The sequence below is a fragment of the Vibrio splendidus genome (genome assembly GCF_002873455.1).
GTDB lineage: Bacteria > Pseudomonadota > Gammaproteobacteria > Enterobacterales > Vibrionaceae > Vibrio > Vibrio splendidus_J.
The window spans coordinates 1-17,827 of sequence record NZ_MCUN01000008.1 but is presented as its reverse complement, the minus strand read 5'-3'; the positions used below and the strand labels follow the sequence as shown (position 1 = coordinate 17,827).

The window sequence follows — 17,827 nt, the reverse complement described above, 5'->3', positions numbered from 1 at the left end:
AAACATGATCACTTGGCACTCAATTCCTTTCTCTGAACTTTCAACACATCAGCTTTATGAATTACTTAAATTACGAATCGATGTATTTGTAGTTGAACAAACTTGCCCTTATCCAGAGCTCGACGGTAAAGATACACTCGCAGGAGTTGAGCACCTGCTTGGCTATGCAGACGAAGAATTAGTGGCATGTGCTCGCTTGTTACCACCCGGCACCTCTTACGACAACACCAGCATCGGCCGAGTAGCGACCAAACAATCAGCAAGAGGTGAGGGCTTGGGTCATCAATTGATCAAAGAAGCATTAACACGCTGTGAGGCTCTTTGGCCTAGCAAAACCATTGATATTGGCGCGCAACAACACCTAGAAAACTTCTATGCGAGCCACGGGTTCGAAACTATCTCTGAGATGTATCTGGAAGACGATATTCCGCATGTAGACATGAGATTAGAAAAGTAATGACGAATATCACTGTCGGTATTCTATTGTTGGTTGCAGGTAACTTGTTTGCCTCGCTTTCCGATGTAGCGGTAAAACTATTGAATGGCGAAGTACCGCCCTTACAGTATATTTTTTTCCGACAGTTGATATCTCTGCTCATCATCACCCCTTTGTGGCTACAGCAGAAAAAGGAACAACGACGCTTACAGCAAGCTAAAGTGACCATCATACGCGGACAACTGATCCTAATCGGCAGTGGATGCATGGTTGTCGCGATTACTCATTTATCTTTGGCCACCGCCAACGCCGTATTTTACGTCGCCCCCCTGTTGATGCTGCCTTTATCGATGTTTCTACTCAAAGAGCAACCCGCACTGGGTAAGGTGATAGCAACCACTATCGGCTTCATTGGCGCACTGATTGTCTTGAGGCCATCGCAATTTCATTGGGCAGCATTGTTTGCGTTAGGTACAGCCCTTACTCTCGCACTATTTAATGTATTAGTAAGGAAGCTTCCTAGTGAACAAACGGTGGTCACTACCCTGTGGTGGACAACCTTATTCTCTATTCCAGCCTCATTAGTACTGTGTTTCTTATACTGGCAGCCGGTGTCGGTGGAACATTTGGGATACATAGCATTAAGTGCGACGCTAATCTTAAGCTATAACGGACTTGCGGTTGCGGCCTATCAGAAAGCACACTCAAGCCAAATAGCATTGGCAGAATATTCGGGGCTAGTTTTTGTCGCGATTATTGGTGCGGTATGGTTCGACGAGATTCCAGATACATTAACCTTTATCGGAATTATGCTCATCATCTTACCGCTAGCCCCTTTCAAGCGACCAAAAAAAAGAGCTAATCATTAGCTCTTTTCTATCGACTATCTGTATCTGGCGCAACGCTTTAACGCAGGCTCAGAATTGAGCTACTTACTACGGCCAAAGCCACCATCTGACAATCGGAAAAACATCACCGAAGTGTTGCCTTTCTCTAGCTGAAGAATGTCTAGTTTCCCGGTCTCGGCGAGTTTGAATCGAACCAGCTGGCCTTTACGAATCTGACTAAGTGGTTTGTCTGCCCCTTCAATACGCACTAGCGCGTTCAAGTCAGACAACGGTAAGTCGTTATTTCGAAAAACCTGCGCTAACGTATCCCCTTGCTTTACAAGATACTCCTGCCAGTTGTTGTTACTCGGTTCTGATGAACTGCTCTTGGCATTTTGCTGTTCGCTTAAACCAACGGTGTTTATCTCAAGCTCAACGCGCGATGTTGCTGGGGTTGCGTCTACTTTAGGTTCTGGTAGCGGCACAAAAAGTAAGATCAATACGATCGGCGAAATCACCATCAACAATCTCTGGTGTAATTTCGGCAATGCTCCCCAAGTTTGCACTGTTGAGGTTTTCATTTTCTTGGTATCGATCGAGCTAAATTTAGCTTTGACCTGATTCAGTCGATCCTTAAACTCTGCTAAGTGGTCTACTTTCTGTTTTTTCTTTTGACGACGATTCATGCCACTGCGTCCTATACATTGAATAACTACAGTATAAAAACCAAAGTACCAACAGTATAGATCTTTCCGCTACAACAGAGACCAAAGCGAGAAAATTGACATAGCTGTGATTTGGACACGGTAAAGCGTAAGTGATCAGAGGCTAGCCGTTTATTCAGGCTGCTAATACTGGTATTCTTACCCTTTTCGTACTGACAAAAAGAGTGACTTTTCATGTCTGAAGTAAAATTTGAAACTGTAGAGCAAAAAGCTAGCTACGGTATCGGTCTGCAAATGGGCCAACAACTTGCTGGTTCTGGTCTTGAAGGCCTAAACGTTGACGCAATCGCTGCTGGTATCGCAACAGCTCTAGTTGGTGACATGCCAGCTATCGAAGTTGACGAAATCAACAACGCACTACAAGAGCTACACACTCGTGGTGAAGCTGCACGTCAAGAACTAGCTAAAGCTGCAGCAGCTGACGGCGAAGCTTTCCTATCTGACAACGCTCTTCGTTCAGAAGTAACTGTTCTTGAGTCTGGTCTTCAGTACGAAGTACTAACTGAAGGTACTGGCGAAATCCCTACTGCAGACAAGCAAGTACGTGTTCACTACCACGGCGAACTAACTGACGGTACTGTTTTTGACAGCTCTGTATCTCGCGGTCAACCTGCTGAATTCCCAGTAACTGGCGTGATTCAAGGTTGGGTACAAGCTCTACAGATGATGCCTGTTGGCTCTAAGTGGAAGCTATACATCCCTCAAGATCTAGCATACGGTGAGCGTGGCGCAGGTGCTGCAATCCCACCATTTGCTGCTCTAGTATTTGAAGTAGAACTTCTAGCTATTCTTTAATTTTTATAAAAACCTTTAGTAAAACAAAAAACTATAGGCAAATAAAATTAAAATAATCCAACGGCGATGTGACTACATCGCCGTTTTTCGTTTATAGTGAATAGGTCGATTACTTTATTACTTAAGGAAGAATAATGAAGAAGATACTCATTACTATGCTCAGCAGCCTTGCTGTAGTCTCTTGCGCTAACACTAGCAACTCTGAACAAACCGGTTCAACATCAGATACCAACTATTCCCAACTATCGCAAACTGCCCTGATGGCAGCAGTGAATATGTGGTCTCAACAAAACGAAACAACACCACTTGCTGATACCGTTGCTGATCAAGCATCTGTTACCAGCGATCAAGCAATTGGCGGTATCGGTTCAATGTTGGCGCTTGCACAAAATTCACTTGGCTCAGCAGACAACAAAGAACTCGCATCACTCATTCCTGGCATGTCGACGCTTGAGTCTACTGGTCTATCGTCAGTATTAAGCTCGCAAGGTGCCGTTGAAAGTGCATTTGCTGGGTTAGGTATGGATTCGTCAATGGTTACGACATTTGCACCAATCATTCTTCAAGCACTTCAATCACAAGGTGCAACGAGTGGATTGATGGATTCACTTGCAGCCATTTGGCAGTAGGTCATCGCGATAAACGATTAGCGATTAGCGATTAGCGATTAGTTGAAGAATATTGTAAGAGCACTTCGGTGCTCTTTTTTGTGCGTGGAAGAAAAGATATTAGAGATATGAGATATGAGATATGAGATATGAGATATGAGATATGAGATATGAGATATGATGATATTTTTAAAAATAGAGCAGTTCAGGCAAGTAAAAATGCCAAATATCGTGGTGCAATTTTTCGATCGACAAAAACAAAAAAAGCCGAGCTAATGCTCGGCTTTTTGTATTAAGAATCTAGTCTAGATTACTCAGCAGCTTCTTCAGCAGCTGGGCGGTCTACAAGCTCAATGTAAGCCATTGGAGCTTTATCACCAGTACGGAAACCACATTTAAGAATGCGAGTGTAACCACCTTGGCGAGCCGCGAAACGCGGGCCTAGTTCATTAAATAGTTTTGCCACAACTTCGTTATCACGAGTGCGAGCAAATGCAAGACGACGGTTAGCAACACTGTCTGTCTTAGCTAGGGTAATCAATGGCTCAATTACGCGACGTAGTTCTTTTGCTTTAGGCACGGTAGTTTTAATAACTTCGTGACGAACAAGAGAGCTAGCCATGTTGCTGAACATCGCTTTGCGATGACTGCTGTTGCGGTTGAGTTGACGACCACTTTTACGATGGCGCATGACCTAATCCTTCTAACTTTTCGATTAATCTTCAGCGATTGACGCTGGTGGCCAGTTTTCTAGGCGCATGCCTAGAGAAAGACCACGTGAAGCAAGCACATCTTTAATCTCTGTAAGAGATTTCTTACCAAGGTTTGGCGTTTTAAGTAGCTCAACCTCAGTGCGCTGTACAAGATCACCGATGTAGTGAATCGCTTCTGCTTTCAAACAGTTAGCAGAGCGAACTGTTAGTTCAAGATCGTCTACAGGACGTAGTAGGATAGGATCGAATTCTGGCTTCTCTTCCTTCTCCTCAGGTACACGTACATCACGAAGATCTACGAACGCATCCAGTTGTTCAGCTAAAATAGTAGCTGCACGACGGATTGCTTCCTCAGGTTCTAGAGTACCGTTCGTTTCCATATCGATAACAAGCTTATCTAAATCGGTACGTTGTTCTACACGTGCCGCTTCTACAGCATAGGCGATTTTATCAACCGGGCTGTAAGTAGCGTCAACTAATAGACGACCGATAGGACGCTCATCTTCTTCAGTATGGATACGAGCTGAAGCTGGAACGTAACCACGACCACGTTCTACTTTGATACGCATAGCGATCTCAGCATTGTCATCCGTTAGGTGACAAATTACGTGCTCAGGGTTAGCGATCTCTACATCACCATCGTGGGTGATGTCACCTGCAACAACAGGGCCTGAGCCTGATTTGTTCAGTGTAATAAACACTTCATCTTTGCCTTCAGCAACGCGTACAGCTAAACCTTTAAGGTTTAGAAGGATTTCCAGGATATCTTCCTGAACGCCTTCTTTAGTGCTGTATTCGTGTAGCACACCTTCAATTTCAACTTCTGTTACGGCACAACCCGGCATAGAAGATAGAAGAATGCGGCGAAGAGCATTACCTAGAGTGTGGCCGAAACCGCGCTCTAATGGCTCAAGAGTTACTTTCGCGTGTGTCGTATTGATCTGTTCAATGTCAACAAGACGCGGCTTAAGAAATTCTGTTACAGAACCCTGCATTGTGTCCTCTCTTTTTTTAACCTTACTTAGAGTAAAGTTCGACGATCAAGTGTTCATTGATGTCAGCTGATAGGTCAGAACGCTCAGGCATACGCTTGAATGTACCTTCCATTTTGCTAGCATCTACTTCAATCCAAGTTGGCTTTTCACGTTGTTCAGCAACTTCTAGAGCCGCTTTAATACGAGATTGCTGTTTAGCTTTCTCGCGGATAGAAACAACGTCGTTTGCCGCTACTTTGAAAGAAGGAACGTTTACAACTTTACCGTTAACTAGAACAGACTTGTGGCTAACTAGTTGACGAGATTCAGCACGAGTAGCGCCAAAGCCCATACGGTAAACTACGTTATCAAGACGACCTTCAAGAAGCTGAAGCAGGTTTGCACCTGTGTTGCCTTTAAGACGTGCAGCTTCTTTGTAGTAGTTGCGGAATTGTTTTTCTAGAACGCCGTAGATACGACGAACTTTTTGCTTCTCACGAAGCTGAACGCCATACTCAGATAGACGACCGCGACGAGCGCCGTGTACACCTGGTGCGTTATCAATTTTACACTTGGTATCGATCGCACGGACACCAGACTTAAGGAATAAGTCAGTACCTTCGCGACGGCTAAGCTTCAGCTTAGGACCCAAATATCTTGCCATGATCTTTCTCCAATATTCCTAGAAACGAAACTTAAACGCGACGTTTCTTAGGTGGACGACAACCGTTATGAGGGATTGGTGTCGCATCAACAATGTTAGTGATACGGAAACCAGCAGCGTTCAGTGCACGAACAGTAGATTCGCGACCTGGACCTGGACCCTTAACCATAACTTCCAAGTTCTTTAGGCCATATTCTTTAGCCATTTCACCACAACGCTCAGCTGCAACTTGTGCTGCGAACGGAGTAGATTTACGAGAACCACGGAAACCTGAACCACCTGCTGTAGCCCATGCAAGAGCGTTGCCTTGGCGGTCAGTGATAGTTACGATTGTGTTGTTGAAAGAAGCATGAATGTGCGCTACGCCATCAGCTACTTGCTTGCGTACGCGCTTACGCGCGCGAGTTGGTTGTTTTGCCATTGTACTCTACCTTATCCGACTATTTCTTGATCGGCTTGCGCGGACCCTTACGGGTGCGAGCGTTGGTTTTAGTACGCTGTCCACGTAGTGGTAGACTGCGACGATGACGAAGACCGCGGTAACAGCCAAGGTCCATAAGACGCTTGATGTTCATCGATACTTCACGACGTAGATCACCTTCTACAGTGTATTTAGCTACACCATCACGCAGTTGATCGATCTGCTCTTCAGTTAGTTCACTGATCTTAGCATCTTCAGCAATACCCACTTCAGCTAGAATAGCTTGAGAGCGAGTTTTGCCAATACCGTAGATTGCAGTAAGTGCAATTACAGAATGCTTATGATCAGGAATGTTAATGCCGGCTATACGGGCCATTATTCACTCCTAAGGGGGTTCATAAAAGAATTATCCGCAGCAAAGCCCGTTATGGATACGCTGCGGCATACTACTTCTTTTGCACGCAAAAGGTAGGCCGAGGAATATACTCGACTCTACCTAGTATTTCAAGTAAAAATTTCTGCTGATTAGCCTTGGCGTTGCTTATGCTTTGGCTCACTGCAAATCACGCGAACGACACCGTTACGCTTGATAACTTTACAGTTACGGCAGATTTTTTTAACGGAAGCACGAACTTTCATTGCTAAACTCCGTAAATGGAATCGAAATAATTACTACCGAATTAACGGCCGTAACCTTTCAGATTCGCTTTCTTTAACACAGAATCATACTGTTGTGACATCAGATGAGTCTGTACCTGTGCCATGAAATCCATGATAACAACCACTACGATTAGTAGGGAAGTGCCGCCAAAGTAGAAACGAACGTTCCACGCGACCATCATGAACTCAGGAATCAGACATATAAAAGTAATGTATAGAGCGCCTGCAAGGGTTAGTCTAGTCATCACTTTATCGATATATTTCGCTGTCTGCTCACCTGGGCGGATACCGGGTACGAATGCACCAGACTTCTTCAAGTTATCAGCTGTTTCACGTGGGTTAAACACCAACGCTGTATAGAAGAAACAGAAGAAGATTATAGCTGCTGCATAAAGCATTACATACAACGGTTGACCTGGGCTAAGAGCTAATGACACGTCAGTTAACCAACCGAACGCGCTGCTTTCACCATTTTGACCAAACCATTGCGCTAATGTTCCTGGGAACAAAATAATACTTGATGCAAATATCGCTGGTATAACACCTGCCATATTAATCTTAAGTGGCAAATGAGAACTTTGTGCTGCAAACACTTTACGACCTTGTTGACGCTTCGCATAGTTAACGACGATACGACGTTGACCACGCTCCATGAAAACCACGAAGTAAATTACAGCAAAAGACAATACCGCGATAAACAACAGAAGAAGCACATGCAATTCACCTTGACGCGCTTGCTCGATTGTTTGACCGATTGCAGAAGGCAATCCAGCAACAATACCTGCAAAAATCAGAATGGAAATACCATTACCAATTCCTCGCTCAGTGATTTGTTCACCTAACCACATCAAAAACATGGTACCAGTTACTAAACTCACGGTAGCAATAAGCGTAAACATGGTTTGGTTGATAACAACCAGATTGTCGACCATGTTTGGTAAGCCTGTTGCGATACCAATAGCTTGGAATGTTGCAAGTACAAGCGTGCCGTAGCGTGTATATTGGCTTATCTTACGACGGCCTGCTTCACCCTCTTTCTTGAGTTCCGCTAACGCTGGATGAACTACAGTTAGCAATTGGACTACGATCGATGCCGAAATGTACGGCATGATACCCAATGCTAATATAGATGCACGCTCAAGAGCACCACCGGAGAACATGTTAAACATTTCTACGATGGTACCTTTTTGCTGATCGAACAAATCGGCAAGTACAGCTGCGTCAATACCAGGGATCGGCACAAAAGAGCCGGCTCGGAATACTAAAAGTGCACCAATTACGAATAATAAGCGCGACTTTAGTTCACTTAAGCCGCTCTGAGCACTACGAAAATCTTTTCCTGGTTTCTTAGCCATCTGTACCTCGTTCCTCGAGATTATTCCTCGATTTTACCGCCTGCAGCTTCGATTGCAGCTTTAGCGCCTTTAGTCACGCGTAGACCTTTAACAGTCACAGCTTTACTTAGGTCACCAGAAAGAACGATCTTAACAAACTCGATGTTCTTAGTGATAACGTTAGCAGCTTTAAGGCTGTTAAGATCAACTACGTCACCTGTTACTTTCGCTAGCTCAGCTAGACGAACTTCAGCAGACACTAGACTCTTACGAGAAGTGAAACCGAATTTAGGTAGACGTTGTTTTAGAGGCATTTGACCGCCTTCAAAACCTGGACGAACAGAGCCGCCAGAACGTGACTTTTGACCTTTGTGACCGCGGCCACCTGTTTTACCAAGGCCAGAACCGATACCACGACCTACACGCTTCTTAGAAGGTTTAGAGCCAGCAGCCGGTGATAGAGTATTCAAACGCATTCTGATTACTCCTCAATCTTAACCATGTAGTAAACCTTGTTGATCATACCGCGTACGCACGGTGTATCTTCAAGTTCTACTGTATGGTTGATGCGACGAAGACCTAGACCTTTAAGACACGCTTTGTGCTTAGGTAGGCGACCAATTGAGCTTTTAGTTTGAGTTACTTTAATAGTTGCCATCGTGTTCTTACTCCGAAATAGATTCAACAGTTAGACCACGTTTAGCAGCAACCATTTCTGGTGACTTAACGTCTACTAGAGCACCAATCGTTGCGCGAACAACGTTGATAGGGTTCGTTGAACCGTATGCTTTAGAAAGTACGTTATGTACGCCTGCAACTTCAAGTACGGCACGCATTGCACCACCGGCAATAACACCTGTACCTTCAGCAGCTGGCTGCATGTAAACTTTAGAGCCCGAATGACGACCTTTCACCGGGTGGTGAAGAGTGCCTTCGTTAAGCGCAACAGTAACCATGTTACGACGCGCTTTTTCCATTGCTTTTTGAATCGCAGCAGGTACTTCACGAGCTTTGCCGTAACCGAAACCTACGCGACCATTACCGTCACCAACTACTGTTAGTGCAGTGAAGCTCATGATTCGACCACCTTTAACCGTCTTAGATACACGGTTAACAGCGATCAGCTTTTCTTGCAAATCATTAGCTTGTTGTTGTTCTTTAGCCATCTTCCAACCCTACCTTAGAATTTCAGACCAGCTTCGCGAGCAGAATCTGCTAGCGCCGCTACTCGACCGTGGTATTGGAAACCAGAACGATCAAATGCAACTGTAGCTACGCCTTTTTCAAGAGCGCGCTCAGCAACAGCTTTACCAACTGCTTTAGCTGCATCAACGTTACTAGTGTTCTTAACTTGCTCACGGATCGCTTTTTCTACAGTAGAAGCAGCTGCGATAACCTCAGAGCCGTTTGCCGAGATAACTTGAGCGTAAACATGGCGAGGAGTACGGTGTACTACCAAGCGAGTTGCGCCAAGTTCTGCAATCTTACGACGTGCACGTGTAGCACGACGGATGCGAGATGCTTTCTTATCCATAGTGATACCTTACTTCTTCTTAGCTTCTTTAGTACGCACATTTTCATCTGCGTAACGAACACCTTTACCTTTATAAGGTTCAGGAGCACGGTAAGAACGAATGTCAGCCGCAACTTGACCTACTACTTGCTTATCGCAACCAGTAATAATGATCTCAGTTTGGCTAGGGCACTCAGCTTTAATACCTTCAGGTAGAGCGTGCTCTACTGGGTGAGAAAAGCCTAGTGTTAGACCTACAGAGTTGCCTTTGATAGCAGCACGGTAACCAACACCTTTAAGAGTTAACTTCTTAACGAAGCCCTGAGTAACACCCACAACCATGTTATTAACTAGAGCGCGAGCTGTACCAGCCTGTGCCCATGCGTTAGTAACACCTTCTTTCGGACCGAAAGTTAGGTTGTTTTCTTCCTGTGCAATAACTACGGCGCTGTTAAGAACGCGAGTAAGCTCACCTTTGCTACCTTTTACAGTAACTTCTTGGCCGTTTAGTTTCACCTCTACGCCAGCTGGAATAGCGACAGGTGCTTTAGCAACACGAGACATAATCTACTCCTTAAGCTACGTAACAGATGATTTCACCGCCAAGACCTGCTTTGCGAGCAGCACGGTCAGACATCAGACCCTTGGAAGTAGAAACAACTGCAATACCAAGACCACCCATCACTGTAGGTAAAGAGTCTTTATTTTTATAAACTCTTAGACCAGGACGTGATACACGCTTGATTTGCTCGATTACAGGTTTAGCTTGGAAGTACTTAAGAGTAACTTCTAGCTCAGGTTTTACTTCGCTGTCAACAGCGAAGTCTACGATGTAACCTTCAGCTTTAAGTAATGCAGCAATTGCAACTTTAAGCTTTGAAGAAGGCATTTTTACAGCAACTTTATTTGCTGCCTGACCGTTACGAACTCGGGTCAGCATATCCGAAATCGGATCTTGCATGCTCATAAGATTTACTCCAAATGATTAAGTGGCAATTACCAGCTAGCCTTACGAAGACCCGGAATCTCGCCTTTCATGCAAGCTTCACGAACCTTAATGCGGCTTAGACCGAATTTACGTAGGTAACCGTGTGGACGACCAGTTTGGTTGCAACGGTTGCGCTGACGTGATGCACTTGAATCACGTGGAAGAGATTGCAGTTTAAGAACCGCATTCCAACGATCTTCTTCAGATGCGTTTACATCGCTAATGATAACTTTTAGCGCAGAACGCTTTTCAGCGAACTTAACTACTAGTTTTGCACGTTTAGCTTCACGTGCTTTCATTGATTGTTTAGCCATAACAGTAACCCTACCCTTACTTACGGAATGGGAAGTTAAAGGCAGCCAGCAGAGCTCGGCCTTCCTCATCGGATCCCGCAGATGTCGTGATAGTAATATCAAGACCGCGGACACGATCGACTTTATCGTAGTCGATTTCCGGAAAGATGATTTGCTCGCGAACGCCCATGCTGTAGTTACCGCGTCCGTCAAAAGACTTAGCGCTAACACCACGGAAATCACGTACACGTGGAAGTGCGATAGAGATTAAACGCTCTAAAAATTCCCACATGCGCTCACCACGCAAGGTTACTTTACAACCAATTGGGTAGCCTTCACGAATTTTGAAACCAGCTACAGATTTACGCGCTTTCGTGATAAGAGGCTTTTGACCAGAGATCGTTGCCATATCAGATGCTGCGTTTTCTAGCAGTTTCTTATCGTTGATTGCTTCACCAACGCCCATGTTTAGGGTGATTTTCTCAATCCTAGGGACTTGCATGACGCTTGTGTAGCTGAACTCTTTGGTAAGCTCAGCGACTACAGACGACTTGTAGTAATCATGCAGTTTCGCCATAGTAGAACTCCAAATTACTTCTAATTAGTTAGAAACAGTTTCGCCGTTAGATTTGAAGAAACGAACTTTCTTGCCATCTTCGATACGGAAACCGATACGGTCTGCTTTACCAGTAGCCGCGTTAAAGACTGCAACGTTAGAAGCATCAATAGCTGCTTCTTGTTCAACGATGCCACCTTGTTGACCTAGAGCCGGAACCGGCTTTTGGTGTTTTTTAACAAGATTGATGCCTTCAACAACAACTTTACCAGTTGTCAGAACCTTAGTTACTTTACCTTTCTTGCCTTTATCTTTACCAGCAAGAATGATTACTTCGTCATTACGACGGATTTTAGCTGCCATGTTGCCGCTCCTTACAGAACTTCAGGTGCAAGTGATACAATCTTCATGAATTTCGCGTTACGAAGTTCACGAGTCACAGGACCAAAGATACGTGTGCCGACTGGTTGCTCAGTAGTGTCATTTAACAATACACAAGCATTACTGTCGAAGCGAATGACAGAACCGTCTGGGCGACGAACGCCTTTACGGGTGCGCACTACTACCGCCTTCAGAACATCACCTTTCTTTACTTTACCGCGAGGAATCGCTTCCTTCACTGTAACCTTGATGACGTCACCGATATGTGCATAACGGCGGTGAGAGCCACCCAGAACCTTAATACACATTACCTTGCGCGCGCCAGAGTTATCTGCTGCGTCAAGTGTACTTTGCATCTGGATCATTGTTAGTGCTCCGCTAAATATTAAAACTAGACCCTCTCGGGTCGGGCTGCCTCTTTAAAAGGGACGCGAATTGTACCACCCTTTTTTTAAATTGGGTAGACAAAAAACAAGCGGCTCCAAAAAATAATTTGGAGCCGCTTATAAGTTATAGAATCACAAAGATTAAATCTTCGCTTTTTCTAGAACTTTAACCAATGTCCAAGACTTAGTCTTAGACAGAGGACGACACTCAGCGATTTCAACTTTGTCGCCTAGGCCACAAGTGTTGTCTTCGTCGTGTGCGTGTACTTTAGTCGTGCGTTTGATGAACTTACCGTAAATTGGGTGTTTTACAGTACGCTCAATAGCAACAACGATAGACTTGTCCATCTTGTCACTTACTACACGGCCTTGCTGGATGCGGTTAGTTTCGCTCATTATGCGCCTGCCTTTTCAGTCAAAACAGTTTTCACACGTGCGATGTCACGGCGTACAGCTTTTAGAGTATGAGTTTGCTGAAGTTGACCAGTTGCAGCTTGCATGCGCAAGTTGAACTGTTCACGTAGCAAATTCAATAGCTCAGCGTTAAGCTCTTCAACGTTCTTTTCGCGTAGATCTTGTGCTTTCATCACATCACCTGCTTAGTTACAAAAGTAGTTTTAACAGGCAGTTTACGCGCCGCTAGGCGGAACGCTTCACGTGCCAACTCTTCAGGTACGCCATTCATCTCGTACATAACTTTGCCTGGTTGGATTTGAGCAACCCAGTACGCAACTGAACCTTTACCTTTACCTTGACGAACTTCAAGAGGCTTTTCAGTAATTGGTTTGTCTGGGAAAACACGGATCCAGATTTGACCTTGACGCTTAATGTGACGTGTCATAGCACGACGTGCCGCTTCGATTTGACGTGCAGTCAGACGACCACGGCCAACAGCTTTAAGACCGAATTCGCCGAAGCTTACTTCAGTACCTTTAGCTAGACCACGGTTACGACCAGTCATAACCTTGCGGAACTTAGTACGTTTTGGTTGTAGCATCGTTCGACTCCTTACTTACGGCCTTTACGCTGCTTCTTAGGCTTATCGCCTTTTGGCTCTACTGCGTTAGCAGCTGGCATACCGCCTAGAATCTCACCTTTGAAGATCCAAACTTTAATGCCGATCACACCGTATTGAGTGTGAGCCGAAGAAGTTGCGTAATCAATGTCTGCACGTAGAGTGTGTAGAGGCACACGGCCTTCACGGTACCACTCTGAACGTGCGATTTCAGCACCGCCAAGACGGCCGCCTACTTGTACTTTGATGCCTTTAGCGCCTAGACGCATAGCATTTTGTACCGCACGCTTCATTGCACGACGGAACATAACACGACGCTCTAGTTGAGACGCGATGCTATCAGCTACAAGCTGACCATCTAGCTCAGGCTTACGTACTTCAGCGATGTTAATTTGCGCTGGTACACCTGCGATTTTAGCTACAGCTGCGCGTAGCTTCTCTACGTCTTCACCTTTCTTACCGATAACAACGCCAGGACGAGCTGTGTGAATAGTCACACGGATGCTCTTCGCTGGACGCTCGATAACGATACGAGATAATGATGCTTTTTGTAGTTCCTTGGTAAGGAACTGACGTACCTTGAAGTCGCCGTCTAGGTTGTCAGCGAATTCGTTGGTATTAGCAAACCATGTAGCATTCCAAGGCTTGACGATGCCAAGACGAATACCATTAGGATGTACTTTCTGACCCATTGCTTACTCTCCTAGTCTTTAGCGATCTGCTACAACAATAGTGATGTGGCTTGAACGCTTCAAGATACGATCCGCACGGCCTTTAGCACGAGGCATAATACGCTTCATGATAGGGCCCTCATCTACGAAGATTTTAGCGACATTTAGATCGTCGATATCTGCACCTTCGTTATGTTCCGCGTTAGCGATAGCTGACTCAAGAACTTTCTTAACTAAAACAGCAGCTTTTTTGTTGCTGAAAGTTAGAATTTCTAGAGCCTGGTCTACCGACTTACCGCGAATTTGGTCTGCAACTAAGCGAGCTTTCTGTGGAGAAATACGAGCAAAGTTATGTTTAGCTAAAGCTTCCATCATCTACTCCTTATTTCTTCTTAGCTTTCTTATCTGCAGCATGACCGCGATAAGTACGAGTTGGTGCAAATTCGCCTAGTTTGTGACCGATCATTTCTTCGGTAACGAAAACAGGGACGTGCTGACGACCATTATGGACAGCGATGGTCAAACCAATCATTGTTGGGATGATCATTGAGCGACGGGACCAAGTCTTAATAGGCTTTTTGTCTCCGCTTTCCACCGCTTTCTCTACCTTCTTCAGCAAGTGTAGGTCAATAAAAGGACCTTTCTTGAGAGAACGTGGCATGGCGATTCCTCTTTATAAATTATTTAGTGCGACGACGTACGATGTACTTGTCAGTGCGCTTATTCTTACGAGTCTTGAAGCCCTTAGTAGGAACGCCCCAAGGAGATACTGGGTGACGACCACCAGATGTGCGGCCTTCACCACCACCATGTGGGTGATCCACCGGGTTCATTACTACACCACGTACGGTTGGACGTACGCCGCGCCAGCGTGAAGCACCAGCTTTACCAAGTTCACGTAGCATATGCTCAGAGTTACCAACTTCACCGATCGTTGCACGACCTTCAGAAAGTACTTTGCGCATTTCACCAGAACGTAGACGGATAGTTACGTATGCACCATCGCGAGCGATGATTTGAGCATAAGCACCAGCCGAACGAGCTAGTTGTGCACCTTTACCAGGCTTAAGTTCAACACAGTGTACAGTAGAACCTACTGGGATGTTGCGCATCGGCAGAGTGTTACCTGCTTTGATTGCAGCATCTACGCCAGATTGAATCTGGTCGCCTGCGTTAACACCTTTAGGTGCAATGATGTAACGACGCTCACCGTCTGCGTACAGAACTAGAGCGATGTTAGCACTACGGTTTGGATCGTATTCTAGACGCTCAACTTTCGCTGGGATGCCATCTTTAGTACGTTTGAAGTCAATCAGACGGTAATGGTGCTTATGACCACCACCGATGTGACGTACTGTAATACGACCGTTGTTGTTACGACCACCGTTTTTAGAGTTTTTCTCTAAAAGTGGTGCGTATGGCTTACCCTTGTGCAGGTCAGCGTTAACAACTTTAACGACGTGACGACGACCAGGGGAAGTCGGCTTACATTTAACAATAGCCATTTTTACTACTCCTGTTATTCCGCGCCGCCAACGAAGTCAAGATCTTGACCTTCTTTCAAAGTAACGTAGGCTTTCTTAACGTCTGAACGACGGCCTTCACGCATACCTTGACGTTTGGTCTTACCCTTTAATACAAGAGTATTTACAGACTTAACTTCAACTTCAAATAGCTTTTCTACAGCTGCTTTGATCTCTTTCTTAGTTGCATCTTTAGCTACTTTGAAAACGATAGTGTTCGCTTTCTCAGCTGCCATAGTTGCTTTTTCAGAGATGTGCGGAGCACGTAGAACTTTTAAGATACGCTCTTCAGTGATCATGCTAGCATCTCCTCAACTTGCTTAACTGCGTCAGCAGTCATCAGAACCTTGTCGAAAGCGATTAGTGATACTGGATCAACACCAGCAACATCACGTGCATCTACTTTGTATAGGTTACGAGCAGCTAAGAATAGATTTTCATCTACTTCGCCAGTCACAATCAGAACGTCGTTTAGCTCAAGCTCTTTAAGCTTAGCTACAAGTTCTTTTGTTTTTGGTGCTTCTACAGAGAAGTTATCAACAACGATTAGACGCTCTTGACGAATCAACTCAGACAGAATGCTCTTCATAGCACCGCGGTACATTTTTTTGTTTACTTTTTGGCTGTGATCTTGTGGTTTCGCAGCAAAAGTAACACCACCTGTACGCCAGATTGGGCTACGAATTGTACCAGCACGTGCACGGCCAGTACCTTTTTGGCGCCATGGCTTAGCACCGCCGCCTGATACTTCAGAACGAGTCTTTTGAGCACGAGTACCTTGACGAGCACCTGCTGCATATGCAACAACTACTTGGTGTACTAGAGCTTCGTTAAAGTCACGTCCGAAAGTAGTCTCGGAAACAGTTAGTGCATCAGCACCTTTAACCATCAATTCCATTACTTACTCCTAGACGTTATGCTTTAACAGCAGGTTTTACGATCACGTTACCGCCTGTTGAGCCTGGTACTGCACCTTTAATAAGGAGTAGATTGCGCTCAGCGTCAACACGTACGATCTCTAGGTTTTGAGTCGTTACACGCTCAGCTCCCATGTGACCTGCCATTTTCTTGCCTTTAAACACGCGGCCTGGAGTTTGACATTGGCCAATTGAACCCGGTGCGCGGTGAGACAAAGAGTTACCGTGAGTCATATCTTGAGTAGAGAAATTCCAACGCTTGATAGCGCCTTGGAAGCCTTTACCTTTAGATGTACCAGTAACGTCTACTTTTTTAATTTCGTTGAAAAGTTCTACGTTTAGCTCAGCGCCAACTTCAAACTCTTCGCCGTTTTCTAAACGGAATTCCCAAAGACCGCGACCTGCTTCTACACCCGCTTTCGCGAAGTGACCAGCTTCAGGTTTAGTTACACGGTTAGCTTTCTTAGCACCAGTAGTTACTTGGATTGCTGCGTAGCCGTCTGTCTCAAGAGTTTTAACTTGAGAAATACGGTTCGCTTCAACCTCAACAACAGTTACTGGGATAGAAACGCCTTCTTCAGTAAATACGCGGGTCATACCCACTTTACGTCCGACTAGACCAATCATTATTCTTATCTCCCTTAACCTAGGCTGATTTGAACATCAACGCCAGCTGCAAGATCAAGACGCATTAGAGCATCAACAGTTTTATCTGTTGGCTCAACGATGTCGATCAAACGCTTGTGAGTACGAATTTCGTACTGGTCACGTGCATCTTTGTTGACGTGTGGAGAGGTAAGAACAGTGAAACGCTCTTTACGAGTAGGAAGTGGAATAGGACCACGAACCTGTGCGCCAGTACGTTTTGCTGTTTCAACGATTTCCGCAGTTGAAGCATCGATTAGCTTGTAATCAAACGCTTTAAGGCGGATACGAATACGTTGGTTCTGCATGAGACAGAGCTCCAATTATTAATAATTACACAAACAATATCGCCACTCAAGCTCGAAATAACGAGAGAATGCCGATTGATTTATGTGAAACCGTAGCATCCAAAATCAGGACGCATTGTCAGTTAACTTTTGAAGTAAACACGAAGTTTACTATTTTTATTAACCGCGAACATAAGCTGAGTATACATTACTAGGTAAGACCTACTCCTCAGTGCTCATTGGTTCACAAACCGGCGTTAGCCAGTGCGATGCATTATACAGATCACACTTTAGTATGCAAGTAGTGCTGGGAAAATAATCGGAATATATTGAAAAAGGGACTTTGAGAGGTGTGGAGTATCGCGCAGTAAAAGAATGTTTCTCTATAAATAACAAAAGGGAAGCCGAAGCTTCCCTTTTCAGATGCGTACTCTTCTAATGAAGAGTGTGCAAAAATCTAAATGCTATTAAGCGAAGATTTTAGCTACAACACCA

33 protein-coding genes are annotated in these 17,827 nt (G+C 44.9%); 4 read left to right on the top strand and 29 right to left on the bottom strand.

Annotation, left to right across the window (positions count from 1 at the left end):
• Positions 1–4 precede the first annotated feature (4 nt).
• Positions 5–457 (top strand): GNAT family N-acetyltransferase, encoded by a 453-nt coding sequence (locus tag BCU75_RS06455; protein ID WP_102473288.1) that lies wholly within the window; start codon positions 5–7, stop codon positions 455–457.
• Positions 457–1,305, top strand: coding sequence for a DMT family transporter (locus BCU75_RS06450; RefSeq protein ID WP_102473287.1), 849 nt, complete (start codon positions 457–459; stop codon positions 1,303–1,305). Before BCU75_RS06455 ends, BCU75_RS06450 begins: the two co-directional genes overlap by 1 nt.
• A gap of 59 nt (positions 1,306–1,364) precedes the next feature.
• On the opposite strand, the gene BCU75_RS06445 is transcribed toward BCU75_RS06450, so the two are convergent.
• The gene (locus BCU75_RS06445; protein ID WP_102473286.1) at positions 1,365–1,949 is read right to left on the bottom strand and encodes a LysM-like peptidoglycan-binding domain-containing protein; all 585 of its coding nucleotides are present in this window, start codon (positions 1,947–1,949) and stop codon (positions 1,365–1,367) included.
• A 213-nt stretch (positions 1,950–2,162) separates the two neighbouring features.
• Between BCU75_RS06445 and BCU75_RS06440 the strand changes: the two genes are divergently transcribed.
• Together BCU75_RS06440 and BCU75_RS06435 are read left to right on the top strand one after the other, a co-directional pair.
• Positions 2,163–2,783: an FKBP-type peptidyl-prolyl cis-trans isomerase gene (locus tag BCU75_RS06440; RefSeq protein ID WP_017107729.1), complete on the top strand. Its 621-nt coding sequence runs from the start codon at positions 2,163–2,165 to the stop codon at positions 2,781–2,783.
• 134 nt (positions 2,784–2,917) lie between these two features.
• Entirely contained in the window at positions 2,918–3,412 is a 495-nt protein-coding gene (locus BCU75_RS06435; RefSeq protein WP_102473285.1) for a DUF2780 domain-containing protein, read from the top strand.
• A gap of 289 nt (positions 3,413–3,701) precedes the next feature.
• On the opposite strand, the gene rplQ is transcribed toward BCU75_RS06435, so the two are convergent.
• The 28 genes from rplQ to rpsJ form a co-directional block, all read right to left on the bottom strand.
• Positions 3,702–4,082: a 50S ribosomal protein L17 gene (gene rplQ, locus BCU75_RS06430; protein ID WP_004729812.1), complete on the bottom strand. Its 381-nt coding sequence runs from the start codon at positions 4,080–4,082 to the stop codon at positions 3,702–3,704.
• A gap of 24 nt (positions 4,083–4,106) precedes the next feature.
• A complete protein-coding gene (locus BCU75_RS06425; protein ID WP_004729813.1) occupies positions 4,107–5,099 on the bottom strand; it encodes a DNA-directed RNA polymerase subunit alpha in 993 nt (330 codons plus the stop codon).
• A 22-nt stretch (positions 5,100–5,121) separates the two neighbouring features.
• A complete protein-coding gene (rpsD, locus tag BCU75_RS06420) occupies positions 5,122–5,742 on the bottom strand; it encodes a 30S ribosomal protein S4 (RefSeq protein WP_004729814.1) in 621 nt (206 codons plus the stop codon).
• A gap of 31 nt (positions 5,743–5,773) precedes the next feature.
• Positions 5,774–6,163 (bottom strand): 30S ribosomal protein S11, encoded by a 390-nt coding sequence (gene rpsK / locus BCU75_RS06415; RefSeq protein ID WP_004738778.1) that lies wholly within the window; start codon positions 6,161–6,163, stop codon positions 5,774–5,776.
• A gap of 19 nt (positions 6,164–6,182) precedes the next feature.
• The gene (gene rpsM, locus BCU75_RS06410) at positions 6,183–6,539 is read right to left on the bottom strand and encodes a 30S ribosomal protein S13 (protein WP_004738779.1); all 357 of its coding nucleotides are present in this window, start codon (positions 6,537–6,539) and stop codon (positions 6,183–6,185) included.
• A 149-nt stretch (positions 6,540–6,688) separates the two neighbouring features.
• Positions 6,689–6,802: a 50S ribosomal protein L36 gene (gene rpmJ, locus BCU75_RS06405; RefSeq protein WP_000868186.1), complete on the bottom strand. Its 114-nt coding sequence runs from the start codon at positions 6,800–6,802 to the stop codon at positions 6,689–6,691.
• Between the two features lie 41 nt (positions 6,803–6,843).
• Positions 6,844–8,178: a preprotein translocase subunit SecY gene (gene secY, locus BCU75_RS06400; RefSeq protein WP_004736759.1), complete on the bottom strand. Its 1,335-nt coding sequence runs from the start codon at positions 8,176–8,178 to the stop codon at positions 6,844–6,846.
• Positions 8,179–8,198: 20 nt separating this feature from the next.
• The gene (rplO, locus tag BCU75_RS06395; RefSeq protein ID WP_004736758.1) at positions 8,199–8,633 is read right to left on the bottom strand and encodes a 50S ribosomal protein L15; all 435 of its coding nucleotides are present in this window, start codon (positions 8,631–8,633) and stop codon (positions 8,199–8,201) included.
• Between the two features lie 5 nt (positions 8,634–8,638).
• Positions 8,639–8,815, bottom strand: a complete 177-nt coding sequence (gene rpmD / locus BCU75_RS06390; protein WP_004736756.1) for a 50S ribosomal protein L30 — start codon at positions 8,813–8,815, stop codon at positions 8,639–8,641.
• Between the two features lie 7 nt (positions 8,816–8,822).
• Positions 8,823–9,323, bottom strand: a complete 501-nt coding sequence (gene rpsE, locus BCU75_RS06385; RefSeq protein ID WP_004736754.1) for a 30S ribosomal protein S5 — start codon at positions 9,321–9,323, stop codon at positions 8,823–8,825.
• A gap of 14 nt (positions 9,324–9,337) precedes the next feature.
• Positions 9,338–9,691 carry a 50S ribosomal protein L18 gene (gene rplR, locus BCU75_RS06380; RefSeq protein ID WP_004736752.1) on the bottom strand — a complete coding sequence of 118 codons (354 nt, stop codon included), beginning with the start codon at positions 9,689–9,691 and terminating at the stop codon, positions 9,338–9,340.
• Positions 9,692–9,700: 9 nt separating this feature from the next.
• Positions 9,701–10,234 carry a 50S ribosomal protein L6 gene (gene rplF, locus BCU75_RS06375; protein WP_004736750.1) on the bottom strand — a complete coding sequence of 178 codons (534 nt, stop codon included), beginning with the start codon at positions 10,232–10,234 and terminating at the stop codon, positions 9,701–9,703.
• A gap of 10 nt (positions 10,235–10,244) precedes the next feature.
• Positions 10,245–10,637: a 30S ribosomal protein S8 gene (gene rpsH / locus BCU75_RS06370; protein ID WP_004736749.1), complete on the bottom strand. Its 393-nt coding sequence runs from the start codon at positions 10,635–10,637 to the stop codon at positions 10,245–10,247.
• A 29-nt stretch (positions 10,638–10,666) separates the two neighbouring features.
• Complete coding sequence (gene rpsN, locus BCU75_RS06365) at positions 10,667–10,972, bottom strand: 30S ribosomal protein S14 (RefSeq protein WP_004736747.1); 306 nt, start codon at positions 10,970–10,972, stop codon at positions 10,667–10,669.
• 16 nt (positions 10,973–10,988) lie between these two features.
• Positions 10,989–11,528, bottom strand: a complete 540-nt coding sequence (rplE, locus tag BCU75_RS06360; RefSeq protein WP_004736744.1) for a 50S ribosomal protein L5 — start codon at positions 11,526–11,528, stop codon at positions 10,989–10,991.
• A 24-nt stretch (positions 11,529–11,552) separates the two neighbouring features.
• Positions 11,553–11,870, bottom strand: coding sequence for a 50S ribosomal protein L24 (rplX, locus tag BCU75_RS06355; RefSeq protein ID WP_004736742.1), 318 nt, complete (start codon positions 11,868–11,870; stop codon positions 11,553–11,555).
• 11 nt (positions 11,871–11,881) lie between these two features.
• A complete protein-coding gene (gene rplN, locus BCU75_RS06350; RefSeq protein ID WP_004736740.1) occupies positions 11,882–12,253 on the bottom strand; it encodes a 50S ribosomal protein L14 in 372 nt (123 codons plus the stop codon).
• 162 nt (positions 12,254–12,415) lie between these two features.
• Positions 12,416–12,670, bottom strand: coding sequence for a 30S ribosomal protein S17 (rpsQ, locus tag BCU75_RS06345; RefSeq protein WP_004736739.1), 255 nt, complete (start codon positions 12,668–12,670; stop codon positions 12,416–12,418).
• Positions 12,670–12,861, bottom strand: coding sequence for a 50S ribosomal protein L29 (gene rpmC, locus BCU75_RS06340; protein WP_004736737.1), 192 nt, complete (start codon positions 12,859–12,861; stop codon positions 12,670–12,672). Before rpmC ends, rpsQ begins: the two co-directional genes overlap by 1 nt.
• A complete protein-coding gene (gene rplP, locus BCU75_RS06335; protein ID WP_004736736.1) occupies positions 12,861–13,271 on the bottom strand; it encodes a 50S ribosomal protein L16 in 411 nt (136 codons plus the stop codon). Before rplP ends, rpmC begins: the two co-directional genes overlap by 1 nt.
• A gap of 11 nt (positions 13,272–13,282) precedes the next feature.
• Positions 13,283–13,981 carry a 30S ribosomal protein S3 gene (gene rpsC / locus BCU75_RS06330; protein WP_004736734.1) on the bottom strand — a complete coding sequence of 233 codons (699 nt, stop codon included), beginning with the start codon at positions 13,979–13,981 and terminating at the stop codon, positions 13,283–13,285.
• Positions 13,982–13,999: 18 nt separating this feature from the next.
• Complete coding sequence (gene rplV, locus BCU75_RS06325) at positions 14,000–14,332, bottom strand: 50S ribosomal protein L22 (protein WP_004736732.1); 333 nt, start codon at positions 14,330–14,332, stop codon at positions 14,000–14,002.
• A 10-nt stretch (positions 14,333–14,342) separates the two neighbouring features.
• Positions 14,343–14,621 (bottom strand): 30S ribosomal protein S19, encoded by a 279-nt coding sequence (rpsS, locus tag BCU75_RS06320; RefSeq protein ID WP_004736729.1) that lies wholly within the window; start codon positions 14,619–14,621, stop codon positions 14,343–14,345.
• Positions 14,622–14,640: 19 nt separating this feature from the next.
• A complete protein-coding gene (gene rplB, locus BCU75_RS06315; RefSeq protein WP_017076297.1) occupies positions 14,641–15,465 on the bottom strand; it encodes a 50S ribosomal protein L2 in 825 nt (274 codons plus the stop codon).
• Positions 15,466–15,479: 14 nt separating this feature from the next.
• Entirely contained in the window at positions 15,480–15,782 is a 303-nt protein-coding gene (gene rplW / locus BCU75_RS06310) for a 50S ribosomal protein L23 (protein ID WP_004736765.1), read from the bottom strand.
• On the bottom strand, positions 15,779–16,381 hold the full coding sequence (rplD, locus tag BCU75_RS06305) for a 50S ribosomal protein L4 (RefSeq protein ID WP_004736764.1): 603 nt from the start codon (positions 16,379–16,381) through the stop codon (positions 15,779–15,781). Before rplD ends, rplW begins: the two co-directional genes overlap by 4 nt.
• 16 nt (positions 16,382–16,397) lie before the next feature.
• Positions 16,398–17,027, bottom strand: coding sequence for a 50S ribosomal protein L3 (gene rplC / locus BCU75_RS06300; RefSeq protein WP_004736763.1), 630 nt, complete (start codon positions 17,025–17,027; stop codon positions 16,398–16,400).
• Between the two features lie 14 nt (positions 17,028–17,041).
• Positions 17,042–17,353 carry a 30S ribosomal protein S10 gene (rpsJ, locus tag BCU75_RS06295; RefSeq protein ID WP_004736761.1) on the bottom strand — a complete coding sequence of 104 codons (312 nt, stop codon included), beginning with the start codon at positions 17,351–17,353 and terminating at the stop codon, positions 17,042–17,044.
• Positions 17,354–17,827: the final 474 nt, after the last annotated feature.

Excerpts from the sequence above, each read along its gene's own strand:
- rplW (WP_004736765.1), bottom strand. The coding sequence starts at position 15,782 with ATGATCACTGAAGAGCGTATCTTAAAAGTTCTACGTGCTCCGCACATC.
- rpsS (WP_004736729.1), bottom strand. The coding sequence starts at position 14,621 with ATGCCACGTTCTCTCAAGAAAGGTCCTTTTATTGACCTACACTTGCTG.
- BCU75_RS06445 (WP_102473286.1), bottom strand. The coding sequence starts at position 1,949 with ATGAATCGTCGTCAAAAGAAAAAACAGAAAGTAGACCACTTAGCAGAG.
- rplX (WP_004736742.1), bottom strand. The coding sequence starts at position 11,870 with ATGGCAGCTAAAATCCGTCGTAATGACGAAGTAATCATTCTTGCTGGT.
- BCU75_RS06450 (WP_102473287.1), top strand. The coding sequence starts at position 457 with ATGACGAATATCACTGTCGGTATTCTATTGTTGGTTGCAGGTAACTTG.
- BCU75_RS06440 (WP_017107729.1), top strand. The coding sequence starts at position 2,163 with ATGTCTGAAGTAAAATTTGAAACTGTAGAGCAAAAAGCTAGCTACGGT.
- rplF (WP_004736750.1), bottom strand. The coding sequence starts at position 10,234 with ATGTCTCGTGTTGCTAAAGCACCTGTCGCTATTCCAGCTGGCGTAGAG.
- BCU75_RS06435 (WP_102473285.1), top strand. The coding sequence starts at position 2,918 with ATGAAGAAGATACTCATTACTATGCTCAGCAGCCTTGCTGTAGTCTCT.
- rpsQ (WP_004736739.1), bottom strand. The coding sequence starts at position 12,670 with ATGAGCGAAACTAACCGCATCCAGCAAGGCCGTGTAGTAAGTGACAAG.
- rpsD (WP_004729814.1), bottom strand. The coding sequence starts at position 5,742 with ATGGCAAGATATTTGGGTCCTAAGCTGAAGCTTAGCCGTCGCGAAGGT.
- BCU75_RS06425 (WP_004729813.1), bottom strand. The coding sequence starts at position 5,099 with ATGCAGGGTTCTGTAACAGAATTTCTTAAGCCGCGTCTTGTTGACATT.
- rplR (WP_004736752.1), bottom strand. The coding sequence starts at position 9,691 with ATGGATAAGAAAGCATCTCGCATCCGTCGTGCTACACGTGCACGTCGT.
- rplP (WP_004736736.1), bottom strand. The coding sequence starts at position 13,271 with ATGCTACAACCAAAACGTACTAAGTTCCGCAAGGTTATGACTGGTCGT.
- rplE (WP_004736744.1), bottom strand. The coding sequence starts at position 11,528 with ATGGCGAAACTGCATGATTACTACAAGTCGTCTGTAGTCGCTGAGCTT.
- rplO (WP_004736758.1), bottom strand. The coding sequence starts at position 8,633 with ATGCGTTTGAATACTCTATCACCGGCTGCTGGCTCTAAACCTTCTAAG.
- rpsM (WP_004738779.1), bottom strand. The coding sequence starts at position 6,539 with ATGGCCCGTATAGCCGGCATTAACATTCCTGATCATAAGCATTCTGTA.
- rplC (WP_004736763.1), bottom strand. The coding sequence starts at position 17,027 with ATGATTGGTCTAGTCGGACGTAAAGTGGGTATGACCCGCGTATTTACT.
- rplV (WP_004736732.1), bottom strand. The coding sequence starts at position 14,332 with ATGGAAGCTTTAGCTAAACATAACTTTGCTCGTATTTCTCCACAGAAA.
- BCU75_RS06455 (WP_102473288.1), top strand. The coding sequence starts at position 5 with ATGATCACTTGGCACTCAATTCCTTTCTCTGAACTTTCAACACATCAG.
- rpmC (WP_004736737.1), bottom strand. The coding sequence starts at position 12,861 with ATGAAAGCACAAGATCTACGCGAAAAGAACGTTGAAGAGCTTAACGCT.
- rpsH (WP_004736749.1), bottom strand. The coding sequence starts at position 10,637 with ATGAGCATGCAAGATCCGATTTCGGATATGCTGACCCGAGTTCGTAAC.
- rpsJ (WP_004736761.1), bottom strand. The coding sequence starts at position 17,353 with ATGCAGAACCAACGTATTCGTATCCGCCTTAAAGCGTTTGATTACAAG.
- rplD (WP_004736764.1), bottom strand. The coding sequence starts at position 16,381 with ATGGAATTGATGGTTAAAGGTGCTGATGCACTAACTGTTTCCGAGACT.
- rpmD (WP_004736756.1), bottom strand. The coding sequence starts at position 8,815 with ATGGCAACTATTAAAGTAACTCAAACTAAAAGCTCAATTGGTCGCCTA.
- rpsN (WP_004736747.1), bottom strand. The coding sequence starts at position 10,972 with ATGGCTAAACAATCAATGAAAGCACGTGAAGCTAAACGTGCAAAACTA.
- rpsE (WP_004736754.1), bottom strand. The coding sequence starts at position 9,323 with ATGGCTAAAGAACAACAACAAGCTAATGATTTGCAAGAAAAGCTGATC.
- rplB (WP_017076297.1), bottom strand. The coding sequence starts at position 15,465 with ATGGCTATTGTTAAATGTAAGCCGACTTCCCCTGGTCGTCGTCACGTC.
- rpsK (WP_004738778.1), bottom strand. The coding sequence starts at position 6,163 with ATGGCAAAACAACCAACTCGCGCGCGTAAGCGCGTACGCAAGCAAGTA.
- rpmJ (WP_000868186.1), bottom strand. The coding sequence starts at position 6,802 with ATGAAAGTTCGTGCTTCCGTTAAAAAAATCTGCCGTAACTGTAAAGTT.
- secY (WP_004736759.1), bottom strand. The coding sequence starts at position 8,178 with ATGGCTAAGAAACCAGGAAAAGATTTTCGTAGTGCTCAGAGCGGCTTA.
- rplQ (WP_004729812.1), bottom strand. The coding sequence starts at position 4,082 with ATGCGCCATCGTAAAAGTGGTCGTCAACTCAACCGCAACAGCAGTCAT.
- rplN (WP_004736740.1), bottom strand. The coding sequence starts at position 12,253 with ATGATCCAGATGCAAAGTACACTTGACGCAGCAGATAACTCTGGCGCG.
- rpsC (WP_004736734.1), bottom strand. The coding sequence starts at position 13,981 with ATGGGTCAGAAAGTACATCCTAATGGTATTCGTCTTGGCATCGTCAAG.